At 37.7% G+C, this 13,985-nt stretch carries 12 protein-coding genes; 7 read left to right on the forward strand and 5 right to left on the reverse strand.

Translation table 11 applies throughout. From position 1 onward, the window contains the following. Window positions 1-39 precede the first annotated feature (39 nt). Entirely contained in the window at window positions 40-540 is a 501-nt protein-coding gene (locus tag ACKGJN_RS00015) for a hypothetical protein (RefSeq protein ID WP_409537374.1), read from the reverse strand. A gap of 293 nt (window positions 541-833) precedes the next feature. After that, on the reverse strand, window positions 834-1,463 hold the full coding sequence (gene rsmG, locus ACKGJN_RS00020) for a 16S rRNA (guanine(527)-N(7))-methyltransferase RsmG (protein WP_409537375.1): 630 nt from the start codon (window positions 1,461-1,463) through the stop codon (window positions 834-836). 106 nt (window positions 1,464-1,569) lie between these two features. Between rsmG and ACKGJN_RS00025 the strand changes: the two genes are divergently transcribed. Both ACKGJN_RS00025 and ACKGJN_RS00030 read left to right on the forward strand, forming a co-directional pair. Next, window positions 1,570-2,676 (forward strand): fatty acid desaturase family protein, encoded by a 1,107-nt coding sequence (locus ACKGJN_RS00025; RefSeq protein WP_409537376.1) that lies wholly within the window; start codon window positions 1,570-1,572, stop codon window positions 2,674-2,676. 26 nt (window positions 2,677-2,702) lie between these two features. Further along, entirely contained in the window at window positions 2,703-3,896 is a 1,194-nt protein-coding gene (locus ACKGJN_RS00030) for a pyridoxal phosphate-dependent aminotransferase (RefSeq protein ID WP_409537377.1), read from the forward strand. A gap of 69 nt (window positions 3,897-3,965) precedes the next feature. Here the strand turns inward: ACKGJN_RS00030 and ACKGJN_RS00035 are convergent, their stop codons facing one another. Then, window positions 3,966-5,462, reverse strand: coding sequence for a TrkH family potassium uptake protein (locus ACKGJN_RS00035; protein WP_409537561.1), 1,497 nt, complete (start codon window positions 5,460-5,462; stop codon window positions 3,966-3,968). After that, window positions 5,462-6,811, reverse strand: a complete 1,350-nt coding sequence (gene trkA / locus ACKGJN_RS00040; RefSeq protein WP_409537378.1) for a Trk system potassium transporter TrkA — start codon at window positions 6,809-6,811, stop codon at window positions 5,462-5,464. Before trkA ends, ACKGJN_RS00035 begins: the two co-directional genes overlap by 1 nt. 210 nt (window positions 6,812-7,021) lie before the next feature. Between trkA and ubiE the strand changes: the two genes are divergently transcribed. Beyond that, on the forward strand, window positions 7,022-7,753 hold the full coding sequence (gene ubiE, locus ACKGJN_RS00045) for a bifunctional demethylmenaquinone methyltransferase/2-methoxy-6-polyprenyl-1,4-benzoquinol methylase UbiE (protein ID WP_409537379.1): 732 nt from the start codon (window positions 7,022-7,024) through the stop codon (window positions 7,751-7,753). A 1-nt stretch (window position 7,754) separates the two neighbouring features. Then, window positions 7,755-8,432 carry a type IX secretion/gliding motility protein PorT/SprT gene (porT, locus tag ACKGJN_RS00050; RefSeq protein WP_409537380.1) on the forward strand — a complete coding sequence of 226 codons (678 nt, stop codon included), beginning with the start codon at window positions 7,755-7,757 and terminating at the stop codon, window positions 8,430-8,432. Here the strand turns inward: porT and ACKGJN_RS00055 are convergent. Beyond that, window positions 8,426-9,160, reverse strand: coding sequence for a TrmH family RNA methyltransferase (locus tag ACKGJN_RS00055; RefSeq protein ID WP_409537381.1), 735 nt, complete (start codon window positions 9,158-9,160; stop codon window positions 8,426-8,428). The two genes, porT and ACKGJN_RS00055, sit on opposite strands and share 7 nt — an antisense overlap. A gap of 36 nt (window positions 9,161-9,196) precedes the next feature. Here ACKGJN_RS00055 and tamL point away from each other — a divergent pair, with 36 nt between their 5' ends. The 3 genes from tamL (at window position 9,197) to accD (ending at window position 13,841) form a co-directional block, all read left to right on the forward strand. After that, the gene (gene tamL, locus ACKGJN_RS00060; RefSeq protein ID WP_409537382.1) at window positions 9,197-11,761 is read left to right on the forward strand and encodes a translocation and assembly module lipoprotein TamL; all 2,565 of its coding nucleotides are present in this window, start codon (window positions 9,197-9,199) and stop codon (window positions 11,759-11,761) included. Between the two features lie 49 nt (window positions 11,762-11,810). Continuing rightward, window positions 11,811-12,878, forward strand: a complete 1,068-nt coding sequence (fbaA, locus tag ACKGJN_RS00065; RefSeq protein WP_409537383.1) for a class II fructose-bisphosphate aldolase — start codon at window positions 11,811-11,813, stop codon at window positions 12,876-12,878. 108 nt (window positions 12,879-12,986) lie between these two features. Then, window positions 12,987-13,841 carry an acetyl-CoA carboxylase, carboxyltransferase subunit beta gene (gene accD / locus ACKGJN_RS00070; protein ID WP_409537384.1) on the forward strand — a complete coding sequence of 285 codons (855 nt, stop codon included), beginning with the start codon at window positions 12,987-12,989 and terminating at the stop codon, window positions 13,839-13,841. The last annotated feature ends 144 nt before the right edge of the window (window positions 13,842-13,985 follow it).

Raw genomic sequence — 13,985 nt, forward strand, 5'->3', positions numbered from 1 at the left:
TTTATATCAAAATCAGGTAAAGCAGATTGGATTTAAAATTCATCCATACTTCTTCTCTCCCTGATTATTTTCCACTTCAATATCTTCGTAAATATTTAATCCAAAACCCTCAATTTCCTGCAGAATAAGTTGGATTGAATGTTTTTGAAATAAAAGCATTTCGCGAATACCCCCTAGACTTATTTTGGATAATAAATTTTGATATAATCCAATACTTTGTTTTTCTCTGCGGTAACATTCCTTAATGATTCCGTCCTTCTCTATTCGAAATACAGGAAGAATAGGTCGCTCAATATTTTTCCAATCGCGTTTGGATATATTTTCTCGGTGCCCCTCTATGTTGTTTTGATTTTCGAGGAAATCAATTTCCAGTTTTATCCTCTTACAAAACGACTTTTTTTGATGAGCCACTTTACCTAAGAAATTACGAAAAATCAATCTTTTACAATGCCTTGAGGCATTGGAATAAATTCTGAAATCATGGTAATTCCTTTCCAAAATTGAATAAAGCAGGCTTATGGTTTTTTCTAAATGTCGCATTTTGTGGAGTTTAATCTTTAATTCAATTTAAGAATTAAACGCTCTAAAAACTTGCCAATTAACTTATTTAACGCCACACAAGATGGGCCGAAGGTATTCTAAGGATCGTAATTTTCTTAAATCTCAGTAGGAATAGTAAGTGAAATGAAAAATATAACCATTAATTATATTAACAATGTATTAAGAACCGTTTAATCAAAGTTATTTTGGCTTAATTTTTTGCCGAAAACCTCAGGGGAATTTTGAATAAATATTTCTTAAAATGAATTTGATATCTCTTATTGCAGCTTAAATTATCCTTTATATTTCATTGGAAGGTAAACCACCTTTTTTGTTTCAAAAAATTCTTCCTCAAGGTAATCTTTCAAAGGATAAATTACCGCAGATTTATACGGCTCTAATTCTTCCGATAAATCTCCCCCTTTGAGATATAAAATTCCGTTTTTGAGCTCGTGATTGCTTTTTTTGGCGATCTTTCCTTTCACCCAATGCACAAAAGTTGGCATCGCGGCTACCGCCCTACTAACAATAAAATCGTAATTACCCTTGATCTCTTCTACACGTGCGTTGGTGGTTTTTACATTTGTTAGCTGCAAACCTTCCACGACCTCATCCACAACCTTAATTTTTTTCCCGATAGAATCTACCAAATGAAAATTGGTTTCCGGAAAAAGAATTGCCAGGGGAATTCCTGGAAACCCTCCACCGGTTCCTACGTCTAAAATTTGGGCATCTGGCAAGAACTTAATTACTTTTGCTATTCCCAATGAATGAATCACGTGGCGTAAATAAAGTTCATCTATATCCTTTCGGGAAACCACATTTATTTTTAGATTCCAGTCTTCATATAATTCCTGCAGCTTGCTGAATTGTTCAGTTTGAACTTCAGTTAAATGAGGGAAATATTTTGTTATAAGCTCCACGTTTTTCTATTTTGCTGCAAAAGTAATGAAAATACAACGTTAATTTCTCCGTATTTTGGTATCGGCACAATTAATGTTTTATCTTTGTGAAATTCAAATTTATTTTATGTCTACGAATCAGGAAACCGTTCGCTTTTCAAGAATTGACTCAGTAAAGTTTTTCCGAACGCTTAATAAGCGAGTAAATGCTTATTTTAACGATAACAACATTTCCAAAGCTGGAAACTGGAAATTACATCTCAAAACCATTGTGATGTTCTCCCTTTTTCTGGTACCCTACTTTTTAATTCTTAGCCTGGATATTTCACAATGGTGGCTGCTATTGCTAACTATAGTTATGGGCGCGGGTATGGCCGGAGTTGGAATGAATGTGATGCATGATGGTAATCATGGTTCATATTCATCTAAAAAATGGGTCAATAACCTCATGGGAGGGACTATTTACATACTCGCCGGAAACGTATATAACTGGCAGGTTCAGCACAATGTTTTGCACCATACCTACACCAATATTCATGGGCACGACGAAGATCTGGATGCCGGAAGAATCATCCGATTTTCTGAACACGCCGAATGGTCAAAATTTCATAGATTTCAGCATTATTACTCGGTGTTTTTATATGGCCTACTTACCTTTAACTGGGCGCTTACCACCGATTTTAAACAAACAAAAAGCTATTTATCGAGAAAGCTGTCTTACGGCAAATTGCCTTCTCCCGTAAAACAATGGAGTATCATTGCTGTCACCAAAATGATCTATCTTTCTATATGGATTGTAATCCCTATGCTTCTTATGTCCATAGCCTGGTGGAAGATCCTTATTGGTTTTTTTATAATGCACTATACGGCAGGCCTTATTCTAAGTATTGTATTTCAGTTAGCGCACGTAGTCAAGAAAACCCAAATGCCTATTCCTGATGAAACCGGATCCATGAAAAATACCTGGGCCATACATCAACTTTACACTACCGTTAATTTTGCAACCAAAAATAAAATAGTTAATTGGTTTACCGGCGGACTAAACCACCAGGTTGAACATCATATTTTTCCGAATATAAGCCATATTCACTACACTAAAATCGCCAAAATAGTTAAAGAAACCGCTGCAGAATGTAATTTACCTTACAACGAATACAGAACTACGCGCGCAGCAATTATCGCTCATTTCAGGCATTTAAAAGAAATGGGATCAAAACCTGCAATTTCTGCTTAAAAAATATTTAAAATCAACCGAATTCCATGCAAAAAAAATTATCCGACAGAATCAATAACATGACAACCTCACAAACTTTGGCAATGGCAGCCAAAACCCGTGAGTTAAAAGAAGAAGGAAAAGATATTATAGGCTTAAGCCTTGGAGAACCGGATTTTAACACCCCTGACTTCATAAAAGAAGCCGCAATACAGGCAATTAATGATAATTACAATTCCTATTCCCCGGTGGACGGTTATGTGGAATTGAAGGATGCCGTAATCACCAAGTTTAAACGGGATAACGGCCTTAGCTATAACCGCGCTCAAATTGTGGTCTCTACCGGAGCCAAACAATCTTTGGCCAATGCGGCAATGGTAATTTTAAATCCGGGTGATGAAGTGATATTGCCCTGCCCGTACTGGGTAAGCTACGCAGAAATAGTGAAACTTGCAGAGGGAATTCCTGTGGAAGTTCCTACAACTGTTGAAAATAATTTTAAGATCACTCCGGCACAACTTGAATCAGCAATCACACCAAAAACCAAAATGGTTTGGTACAGCTCGCCCTGTAATCCCAGCGGAATGATCTTCAGTAAAGAAGAATTACGTGCCCTGGCGGATGTTTTGGTGAAATATCCAGACATTATTGTAGTGAGCGATGAAATTTATGAGCATATAAATTTTGTTGGTGAACACGCATCTATGGCACAATTTAAAGATATGTACGATCGTGTGATCACTGTAAACGGGGTTTCCAAGGCTTTTGCCATGACAGGATGGAGAATAGGATATATCGGGGCACCAGAATATATCGCCCGCGCCTGTAATAAAATGCAGGGCCAGATAACAAGCGGCGCCAATTGTATTGCCCAACGCGCAGTAATCACTGCTCTGGAAGCACCCGTTAGTAAGATAAAGCCTATGATCGACACTTTTAAGGAGCGTCGGAAATTGATAATTTCATTGCTGGATCAAATAGAAGGTTTTAAAACCACAGAACCCGAAGGTGCTTTTTACGTGTTCCCCGACATTTCGTATTTCTTCGGAAAAACAATTAAGGGCCATCATATAAAAGATGCTACAGATTTTTCCATGTTCTTACTGGAAGTAGCGCTGGTTGCAACTGTAACAGGGGATGCATTTGGAAATCCGGAATGTATCAGGCTTTCATATGCTGCCAGTGAGCCGCAAATTGAAGAAGCTTTAAAAAGGATAAAAGCAGCTGTTTCTGAAGTTTAAAAATTTCAGAAATGTTTTAAAAAAAATCAGCCAGATAATTCTGGCTGATTTTTTTTGATCAATAAGTGCTTATCTGTTTCTCCAAAAGAACGGAGTAAGCAAGATTAATACAGTAAACAATTCCAACCTTCCAATAAGCATTAAAAATGCCGACCACCATTTTCCCGCATCGGGTAGCCCGTCATAATTATTAACAGGCCCCAAACTTCCTAAAGCAGGCCCTATATTACCTAGAGAAGAGGCCGCCCCACCAATAGCCGACATAAAATCCATACCCATAAAACCAAAAACCAGAGCACCGGTTATAAATGCGAGCATATATAGTATAAAAAATCCAAGGATATTGAATACAATGCCCTGATTTATGGCCTTCCCATTATAACGCACAGGTAAAATTGCATTTGGATGCAAACTTCTTTTAAATTCTGACATCCCATTACGTATCATAATTATGTGCCTCATTACTTTTACCCCACCCGCAGTAGACCCTGCCGACCCTCCCAGAAACATAATTCCAAAGAAAAAAACGGTAAGAAAAGGTGTCCACATGGTATAATCGGCAGAGACAAATCCTGTGGTAGTAATAATTGCCAATACCTGAAATAAGCCATGTCTAAAAGCGCTTTCTGCCGCTCCCCACACCATAGGATGCTCAATGGAAGATAGGGAAACATCGGCCTGATAATAAATTATCAAAGAAACAACAGCGGTAAAAACTATAATAAAGGTGAGGTACCATTTGAACTCATCATCATGAAGCACTTTCTGTATCCTTCCCTTAAAAGCAAAGTAGCTTAAAACAAAATTGGTACCCGCAAGGAACATAAATACAATTACTATATATTGAATTAAGGGTTGATCATTCCAAAAAGCCATACTCAAATTTTTGGTGGAAAACCCTCCGGTAGCCATGGTGCTTAAGGAATGATTTACTGCATCAAACATTCCCATTCCCGCAACCTTCAGTAAAATTGTTTGAGCAACGGTATAAGAGAAATAGATAAGCCAAAGACGTTTAGCGGTGTCGGTAATTCGCGGCTTCAGTTTATCGGCGTTTGGTCCGGGCGCTTCAGCAGCAAAAAGCTGCATCCCTCCTATTCCAAGTAAGGGAAGTATGGCTATAGCCAAAACTATAATACCCATTCCTCCCAGCCAGTGTGTTAAACTGCGCCAGAAAAGAAGGCTTTTGGGTACGCTTTCAATATCGTTTAGGATGGATGCTCCGGTAGTTGTGTAACCGGACATGGTTTCAAAAAAAGCATTTGTGAATCCGGGAATTGCCTCGCTCATTACATAGGGCAGAGTTCCGCTCAAGGCCATAATAATCCAGCCGAAAGTTACAATAATATAACCCTCCCGTTTTTTAAGTTCCTTACTGTGCCCGCGGGTAGTAAACATAAGGAGCGTTCCCAAAAAACAGGTTAAAAATGCTGCTGAAGAAACCTGCAGTGTAACTCCGTCATCATAAAACCAACTCACAAAAACCGCCGTAAACATAAAGCCTCCATTAAATAAAAGGAGCAATCCCATAATATGGAGGATAATCTTATAGTTTAATTTAGGCATTACAAAAAGAGCTTTTCCACCTTGTTTATAGACCTGGGTAAACAGCATACCACAATTCTATCTCCGGCTTTAATATAAAAATCTCCCAGTGCTATCAATCCTTCTCCATTTCTTATTATTCCACCAATTATAGCTGAACGGGGGAAATCAAGATCTTTAATTTTTTTGTTACAAACCTGGGAAGAGGCTTTTACAATGAATTCCAACAACTCCGCATTCATGTTGTTTAACTTGGTCATCGCCACCACTTCTCCTTTCCTTATATACCTGAAAATATTATTGGCAGCAAGTAATTTCTTATTGATGAGCGTATCGATTCCAATGGAATGACTTAATTGAAAATAATCCATATTTTCTACCAGGGCAATCGTTTTTTTTACACTTTTGGATTTAGCTACAAGGCATGACATGATATTTGTTTCTGAATTCCCGGTAACTGCAATAAAAGCATCCATATCATGAATGTTCTCTTCCTCCAGGAGTTCCACGTTTCTACCATCGCTATGGATCACCAAAACCTGCGGAAGTTCATCGGCAAGATCAAAAGCCTTTTCCCTGTCACTTTCTATAAGTTTTACATTGAAATTTTTCTTGCTTAGATCCCGTGCGGTTTTTTTGCCAATTTTACTCCCGCCCAGGATCATTATATTTTTGATGGAATGTTTTACTTTTCCAGTGAGTTTATATAACACATCAACTCCGTCTCGTGTAGTGATAAAGTAAACCTGGTCTCCTTCTTTAAATTGGGTATCTCCTCTTGGTATAAGCGTATATTGAGTTCCAAACCGCTGTATAGCAATAGGGACAAAATTTAATTTAGGAAATATTGCGGCAGCCTCCTTTACTGTTTTTCCAACAAACATGGCAGTTCTGGAAAGGTCAAGCCCTATCATGATCAAAGCTCCATTTTCAAACTCGTAACTATCACTAAAAGCAGATTGATTGAGCAATAAAGCGATTTCTCCGGCAGCCAAAGCCTCTGGGGAGATCAATTCATCAATTCCAAACTTCACAAAACCAAGTTCTTCCTTATTTTCTAAAAATTCGGTATTTGAAATCCGGGCGATCGTTCTTTTAGCTCCCAATTGCTTCGCAAGTACACAAACGGTAATGTTTGTAGACTCGCTGGAGGTTACACCAATTAATAAATCTACATATTTCACATTGGCTTCCTTTAAAACAGAGATTGAAGTTGCATCCCCCTTTATGGTTCTAATATCCAGATGGGTATCTGCATATACAAGATTATCCCTGTTATTATCTATTAGGGTAATATCCTGTGATTCATAGGAAAGTAATTTTGCAAGATGAAAGCCTACTTCACCGGCACCGGCAATTATTATCTTCATATCACGCGATAAGATTTTCGAGAGGTTAAAGGTACAGTAAAATATACAATCCATTAATTCCTTGACATATAAATTGAATAAGGCATCCTTTTTTTAATCAAGATGAAAGCAGGATCCTCGAGCTAAGGGCATATATAAGATTCACAATAAAATTTCAAACTTATAAAGTCAGTTATCACATATCACTTATCTTTGAATCAAATTTTTAAAATGAAAGAAAAAATCACACCTTATAAGGATTCAAAGCTTAATAAGAAAGCGCAGGTCGAACAAATGTTTGATAATATTTCAGAAAATTATGATGGACTTAACCGTGTGATCTCCTTTGGAATCGATGTGAAATGGAGAAAAAAAGTGATCGCTCTGGTTGAGGCTACCAAACCTGAAAAAGTTTTGGATATAGCCACCGGAACTGGAGATCTCGCCATAAGCCTTGCTAAAACAGGTGCTTCAGAAATAATAGGCCTTGATATTTCTGAAGGAATGCTCGCTGTAGGCAGAAAAAAAATCGCTGAAGAAAAACTTTCTGAAAAAATTAAAATGGTGCAGGCAGATTCTGAAGCCTTACCTTACGAAAACAATACTTTTGATGCTATCACCGTAGCTTTTGGAGTTCGTAATTTTGAAAATCTTGAAAAAGGACTTGCAGAAATATTCAGAGTCTTAAAACCAAATGGTATTTTTGTGGTTTTAGAGACCTCGGTTCCCGTAAAATTCCCATTTAAACAGGGATATAATTTTCACACTAAAGTTATGCTCCCCATCATAGGAAAGTTGTTCTCTAAAGACAAGGTCGCTTATTCTTATTTAAGCGAAAGTGCAGCTGCTTTTCCTTATGGAGAAAAATTCAACAATATTTTAAGGAAAATTGGGTTTATAAATGTAGAAGACAAGCCTCAAACATTTGGAGTAGCTACCATCTATACCGCATCTAAAACTTAATATGAAAAAATTCATACTGATTACAGGGTTTCTGTTTTGTTATTTTCAAGGTAATGCTCAATTATTTTCAGGGGACCGAATGATAAATAATCCAAATTTTGATCAGAAAAGATGGTCTTACGGATATTATTTGGGGTTCAACATGTATGATCTCGATTTTGATTATAAAAATTATCAACCCAATTCTCCATCTGGAAATGATTTAATTATAGAAACAAGCATCGGTTTTAACGTGGGTTTAATTGGGAATTTAAAACTTAACAATAACCTCGATCTTCGACTTGAACCTGGAGTAAGTTTTAATAACAGACTGCTAAGAGCCACCTACACCCAGGAAATAGACCAAATTAACTCCACCTACGTTCACTTACCTCTTTTATTGAAATTTTCGGCAAACAGGTTTAATAATCTCAGACCTTTTGTAGTTGGCGGGGTTTCAACTTCTATAAATTTGTCCAGCAACGAAAACAATCCCGAGGCTATTACAAGAATTAAAACAAATACCTACAACTATGAGGTAGGGGTTGGAATTGATTTATATTTTTATTATTTCAAATTTTCACCCTCTTTACGTGGAGTTTTCGGGATGAACAATGAGCTGGTGGAAGGACCAACCGATTTGGAAAATGTTAAAAATATGACATCCAGAGGAGTATTTTTAAACTTTACTTTTCAATAATTCTCCCTTCGCCTGAATTCTCCAAAAAAAACAGCAGTTGCTGTTGCTACATTTAAGCTCTCAGTATTTTGAGAATCACCAAATTGAGGAATATTCAACTTCATGGAAACCATTTGTTCAAGTTCTTTGGAGATTCCGTTTGCCTCATTTCCCAAAACAAGGATCCCATTTGAAGGAAAATTGGCTTCATACAGGTTTTCCCCTTCCAAAAAAGTTCCCATAACCGGTATTTCTGGATTATCTCTAATAACCTGTGATAAATCCAAATAAACCACCTGCACACGGGTAATGCTTCCCATACTGGCTTGTACTACCTTTGGGTTATAACAATCTACGGTATCTTTGGAGCACAAAAGGGTCTTTACCCCAAACCAATCACACAATCTAATAATCGTTCCCAGATTTCCCGGGTCCCTCACTCCATCCAAAGCAATGATTAATCCGTTTAAATCGGGTGTTTTTACATCGGGAATTTTAAATATGGCAACAGCAGTTTGAGGAGTTTTGAGTCTGCTTATTTTCTTTAAATCGGCCTCCTTAATCAGGTTGGTTTTTGAAGCCGGAACGTCAAAAATTTCTTCAGTGGTATATAAGGAATCCAGCTCATAATTTGAAGCCAGAATTTCTGAAATCCCCTTGATCCCCTCCACAATAAACAGCCTGTTTTTTGTTCGGGCTTTTTTTTGCTCAAGACTTGTTATTAACTTAATTTGGCTTTTGCTAACCATGCAAATAATGTATTTTTGAATTTTAATTGACCTTCATTGAAACACCTTCTCGCAAAAATATCGTTTATTATTTTAACCTTTATACTATTTATCTCTTGTAATGCGATAAAGCGGGTTCAAAGCGATGAATTACTCCTAAAGGAGAACACTATTTTTGTGAATGGCGAAAAACTAAAGGAAGTCCGTATTTACAATCAGTTATATCAAAAACCTAACGCCAAACTGCTTGGAGTACCCATTCAATTGCATATCTACAACCTGGCAAAACCTTATCCCGATTCAACTTTTCAAAATTGGCTGCACAAAAAGCCTAACCGGGAACAGCGATTAATCAATATTTACTCCAGAAAACAGGTAGTGAAATTAGGCCAATCCTACGTAAAAATAAATGAAGGAATTAAAAAGGCGGGAGAAGCACCTGTAATTATAGAGCAGGAACTTACCAAAAAATCTGTAAACCGTTTAAAAGCCTGGTACTTTAATAATGGTTGGTTTAATGCAGAAACCTCCTATGAAATAGAGCCGCTGGAAAACAGAAAAGGTAAAGTAGATTATTTTGTCACTTCCCATAAGCCTTATATAGTAGATTCCATTCGAAAACGGATTCCCTCCCTGGTAATAGACTCCCTTTACGATGCCTATAAAAATGAATCGATTATTAAAAGTGGAATACAGTACAGGACACTGGATTACAATGCCGAACGGGACAGGCTCACACGCATATTCCGGAATAACGGCGTTTACTATTTCGATCAGGAATATATCAGTTTTGAGGCAGATACTATAGATACGAATTACAAAGTGAACACCACGGTAATCGTCAATAATAGGCAGGTTGACCAAGGCGATTCTACTGCCAGGGTTCCCTTTAAGATTCATAAAATAAGCCAGGTGAATGTCTTCACCGATTATACTTTTGACAACAGATATAAACCTGTTACAGATAGTGTACAATACAAGGGCTATAACATCTATAGTTTCGATAAACTGGAGTATAAACCACGAGCTATTACAGATGCAATTTTTATCAGGCCGGGAGAAATTTTTAAAGATACCGACAGAACCAGAACTTATAACCGAATGAGTTCCCTGCGCGTTTTTAAATATCCAAGTATAGAATACACTCCGGATCCTGCCGATAGCACAAATACAGATCTTGTTGCAAACATATTTTTGACCCCGCAACAAAAATATTCCCTCGGTTTTGATTTTGATATTTCACAAAGCAATATTCAGGAATTTGGAGTGGGGTTTGGTGGATCATTACTAATTCGAAACATTTTTAAAGGCGCCGAAAATTTTGAAATCTCAGGCAGGGGAAGTATAGGCTCTTCATCAGATGCTGCACGGGGAAGTTCTAACGACCGGTTTTTTAATATCTCTGAACTTGGGGCCGATATAAAACTTACTTTCCCAAGGATATTTCTTCCTTTTAATACCGAAAAATTTATTCCGAAATTCATGTCGCCCTTTACTTCTCTTAGCCTGGGAGTTAGCGCCCAGAATAACATCGGCCTCGACAAGCAAAACCTCAATACTATACTTAATTACAGATGGACGCCTTCCAGAAGTATTTCCAAGCGATTGGACTTATTGAATGTTCAATACGTACGTAATTTAAATACCGATAATTACTTCAATGTCTACCGGAATTCCTATTCCAATTTAAATGAGATCGTACAATCACCAGAAGTGGTAACAAGCCCAACTTATCTGGATGGTGAAGGACGCCTTATAATACCAGGTGGAGCTGAAAATTTTATAAGAGATGTAACCACCGGAGATCCTCAAACTTCAGGATTATCGCTAACCCAATCACAGGAGGTAAACAACATTAGTGAACGAAAAAACCGGTTAACAGAAAACAACCTTATTTTCGCATCCAATTTCACCTATCTTATAAATAATAAGGAGAATTTATACGATAATGATTTTTCCCGTTTCAGGTTCAAGATGGAGGCTGCAGGAAATTTTCTTGCGGCAGTATCAAGTTTAGCAGGTCTGAAAAAAAATGATCAGGGAAATTATAGCATTTTTGGCGTAAATTATTCTCAATATGTTAAAACAGAACTGGACTATATAAAGCATTGGGATTGGGGTAACAAGAATATTTTCGCCATTCGGGCATTTGGCGGGGCTGCCATACCTTACGGAAATGCAAACAGTATCCCTTTTATTCGTAGCTTTTTTGCAGGTGGACCTAATGATAACAGAGCCTGGCAAGCCTACGATCTTGGCCCGGGAAGCAGTGGAGGCCGAAATGAATTTAACGAAGCCAATATGAAACTGGCCTTTAATGCAGAATACCGTTTTAATTTAATTGGTGCATTAAATTCTGCAATCTTTATAGACGCCGGAAATATTTGGAATGTCCTGGACATTGTGGAAGACGAAGCCGCAACTTTTACTTCCCTTGCCGATTTAAAAGATATCGCTGTAGGTTCCGGGATGGGATTGCGTTATGATTTTAATTTTTTCGTGCTGCGTTTTGATGCTGGTTTTAAAACCTATGACCCCTCCCTACCCATGGAGGAAAGATGGTTCAAAAACTACAATTTCGCAAATGCTGTATACAACGTAGGCATCAATTATCCCTTTTAACTGAACTTATTTTCTTATTTTTGTAAACCTAATTTGAAAAACATTTATTATGAGTCACAATATTAAGCCCGGAGTAGCTACAGGGAAAGAAGTACAGGAAATATTTGCTTATGCAAAAAAGAAGGGGTTTGCACTGCCGGCAGTGAACGTCACAGGATCAAATACTATGAATGCTGTACTTGAAACTGCTGCAGAATTAAACGCTCCGGTTATTATTCAGTTTTCAAATGGTGGAGCTCAGTTTAATGCAGGAAAAGGTTTATCCAACGAAAATCAACAAGCTGCCATCGCCGGTGGCGTTGCAGGAGCTAAACATATTCATGAACTCGCAAAACTATATGGTGCTACTGTAATTCTTCATACAGACCATTGTGCCAAAAAATTATTACCCTGGATCGACGGACTTCTGGATGCCGGTGAAAAACACTACAAAGAACACGGAATACCCCTTTACAGTTCTCACATGATAGATCTTTCTGAAGAATCTTTGGAGGAAAATATGGATATCTGTAAAAGGTATCTTGAGCGCATGAGCAAAATGGGGATGACCCTGGAGATAGAATTAGGGATTACCGGTGGAGAAGAAGATGGTGTTGACAATAGCGATGTAGATGATTCAAAACTTTACACCCAACCAGAAGAAGTTGCTTATGCATACGAGGAATTGAGCAAAGTTAGCAATCAATTTACCATTGCGGCTGCCTTCGGAAACGTTCACGGGGTTTATAAACCTGGTAACGTAAAACTTACTCCAATAATCCTGAAAAATTCTCAGGAATTTGTTTCTAAAAAATACGGACTTGAAGAAAACCACATCGACTTCGTATTTCATGGAGGAAGTGGATCTACAGTTGAAGAGATACGTGAAGGAATAGGCTACGGAGTTATAAAAATGAATATCGATACCGATCTTCAATATGCATTCCTTGAAGGTATTCGCGATTACATGGGAGACAAAAAAGAATTTGTGAAAGCACAAATAGGAAATCCTGAAGGAAGTGATGTTCCCAACAAAAAATATTACGACCCGCGCGTTTGGTTAAGGGAAGGGGAATTAACTTTCAAAGCTCGTCTTAAGAAAGCGTTTGAAGATCTTAACAATATCAATACGCTATAAAATCAAATCGATAACTGCTGAGGCAACTATGCTTCAGCAGTTATTGTTTTAAATAATTTTTCAGATTCAGGCTAAAGCTTGAACCCTAAATGCTGAAACACATACTATATGGCCTGGTTTAAAAGAACACAAAAGGGCATCCAAACTCCTACCGAAGATAAAAAAGATGTGCCTAAAGGATTATGGTACAAATCTCCCACTGGTAAGATTGTAGATGCCGAACAGCTGGAAAAAAATTTTTACGTTAGCCCGGAAGATGGCTATCACGTTAGGATTGGAAGTGCTGAATATTTTAAGATCCTTTTTGACGACAACAAATTCAAAGAGCTTGATAAAGACATCTCCTCCAAGGATCCTCTAAACTTTGAGGACACTACAAAATATAGCGACCGTTTAGTGGCCGCGCAGAAAAAAACAGGACTTACAGATGCGGTTCGAACCGCAGTTGGAAAATCCAAAGGAAAGGACCTTGTAATTGCTTGTATGGATTTTAAATTCATAGGAGGATCCATGGGTTCTGTAGTTGGGGAAAAAATTGCCCGTGCAGCAGATTATTCCCTGAAAAATAACATTCCGCTTCTTATCATATCAAAATCTGGCGGAGCAAGAATGATGGAAGCCGCACTCTCGCTTATGCAGCTCGCAAAAACTTCAGCAAAACTTGGTCAATTGGATGATGCCAAAATCCCATATATTTCCCTAAGCACAGATCCTACCACCGGTGGAACTACTGCTTCTTTTGCCATGTTGGGCGATATCAATATTGCCGAACCTGGTGCTTTAATTGGGTTTGCCGGGCCACGTGTTGTTAAAGATACCACAGGTCAGGACCTTCCAAAAGATTTTCAGACTTCTGAGTTTTTAAAAGAACACGGTTTTCTGGACTTTATAACTCCTAGATCGGAGCTTAAAGACAAGATCAATCTTTATTTAGACCTCATTCTTAATCAACCAATTAGGTAACAAAAGCATCAAACTTAAAACCAGCAGCAAGCTTAATTAATCAAAAACCTCGGTGCAAGCCCACGAGGTATGAAAAAAAAATACTTTTAAAATTTCAGAATAAATTTTAATAATAATATAGTATCTTTGCCGCTTGACAGAAAA

Source organism: Gillisia xinjiangensis (assembly GCF_046298265.1).
GTDB classification, from domain to species: domain Bacteria; phylum Bacteroidota; class Bacteroidia; order Flavobacteriales; family Flavobacteriaceae; genus Gillisia; species Gillisia xinjiangensis.

Coding starts and splice junctions, on each gene's coding strand:
- ACKGJN_RS00025 (WP_409537376.1), top strand. CDS start 1,570: ATGTCTACGAATCAGGAAACCGTTCGCTTTTCAAGAATTGACTCAGTA.
- porT (WP_409537380.1), top strand. CDS start 7,755: ATGAAAAAATTCATACTGATTACAGGGTTTCTGTTTTGTTATTTTCAA.
- ACKGJN_RS00030 (WP_409537377.1), top strand. CDS start 2,703: ATGCAAAAAAAATTATCCGACAGAATCAATAACATGACAACCTCACAA.
- trkA (WP_409537378.1), bottom strand. CDS start 6,811: ATGAAGATAATAATTGCCGGTGCCGGTGAAGTAGGCTTTCATCTTGCA.
- ubiE (WP_409537379.1), top strand. CDS start 7,022: ATGAAAGAAAAAATCACACCTTATAAGGATTCAAAGCTTAATAAGAAA.
- fbaA (WP_409537383.1), top strand. CDS start 11,811: ATGAGTCACAATATTAAGCCCGGAGTAGCTACAGGGAAAGAAGTACAG.
- accD (WP_409537384.1), top strand. CDS start 12,987: ATGGCCTGGTTTAAAAGAACACAAAAGGGCATCCAAACTCCTACCGAA.
- ACKGJN_RS00055 (WP_409537381.1), bottom strand. CDS start 9,160: ATGGTTAGCAAAAGCCAAATTAAGTTAATAACAAGTCTTGAGCAAAAA.
- ACKGJN_RS00015 (WP_409537374.1), bottom strand. CDS start 540: ATGCGACATTTAGAAAAAACCATAAGCCTGCTTTATTCAATTTTGGAA.
- ACKGJN_RS00035 (WP_409537561.1), bottom strand. CDS start 5,462: ATGCCTAAATTAAACTATAAGATTATCCTCCATATTATGGGATTGCTC.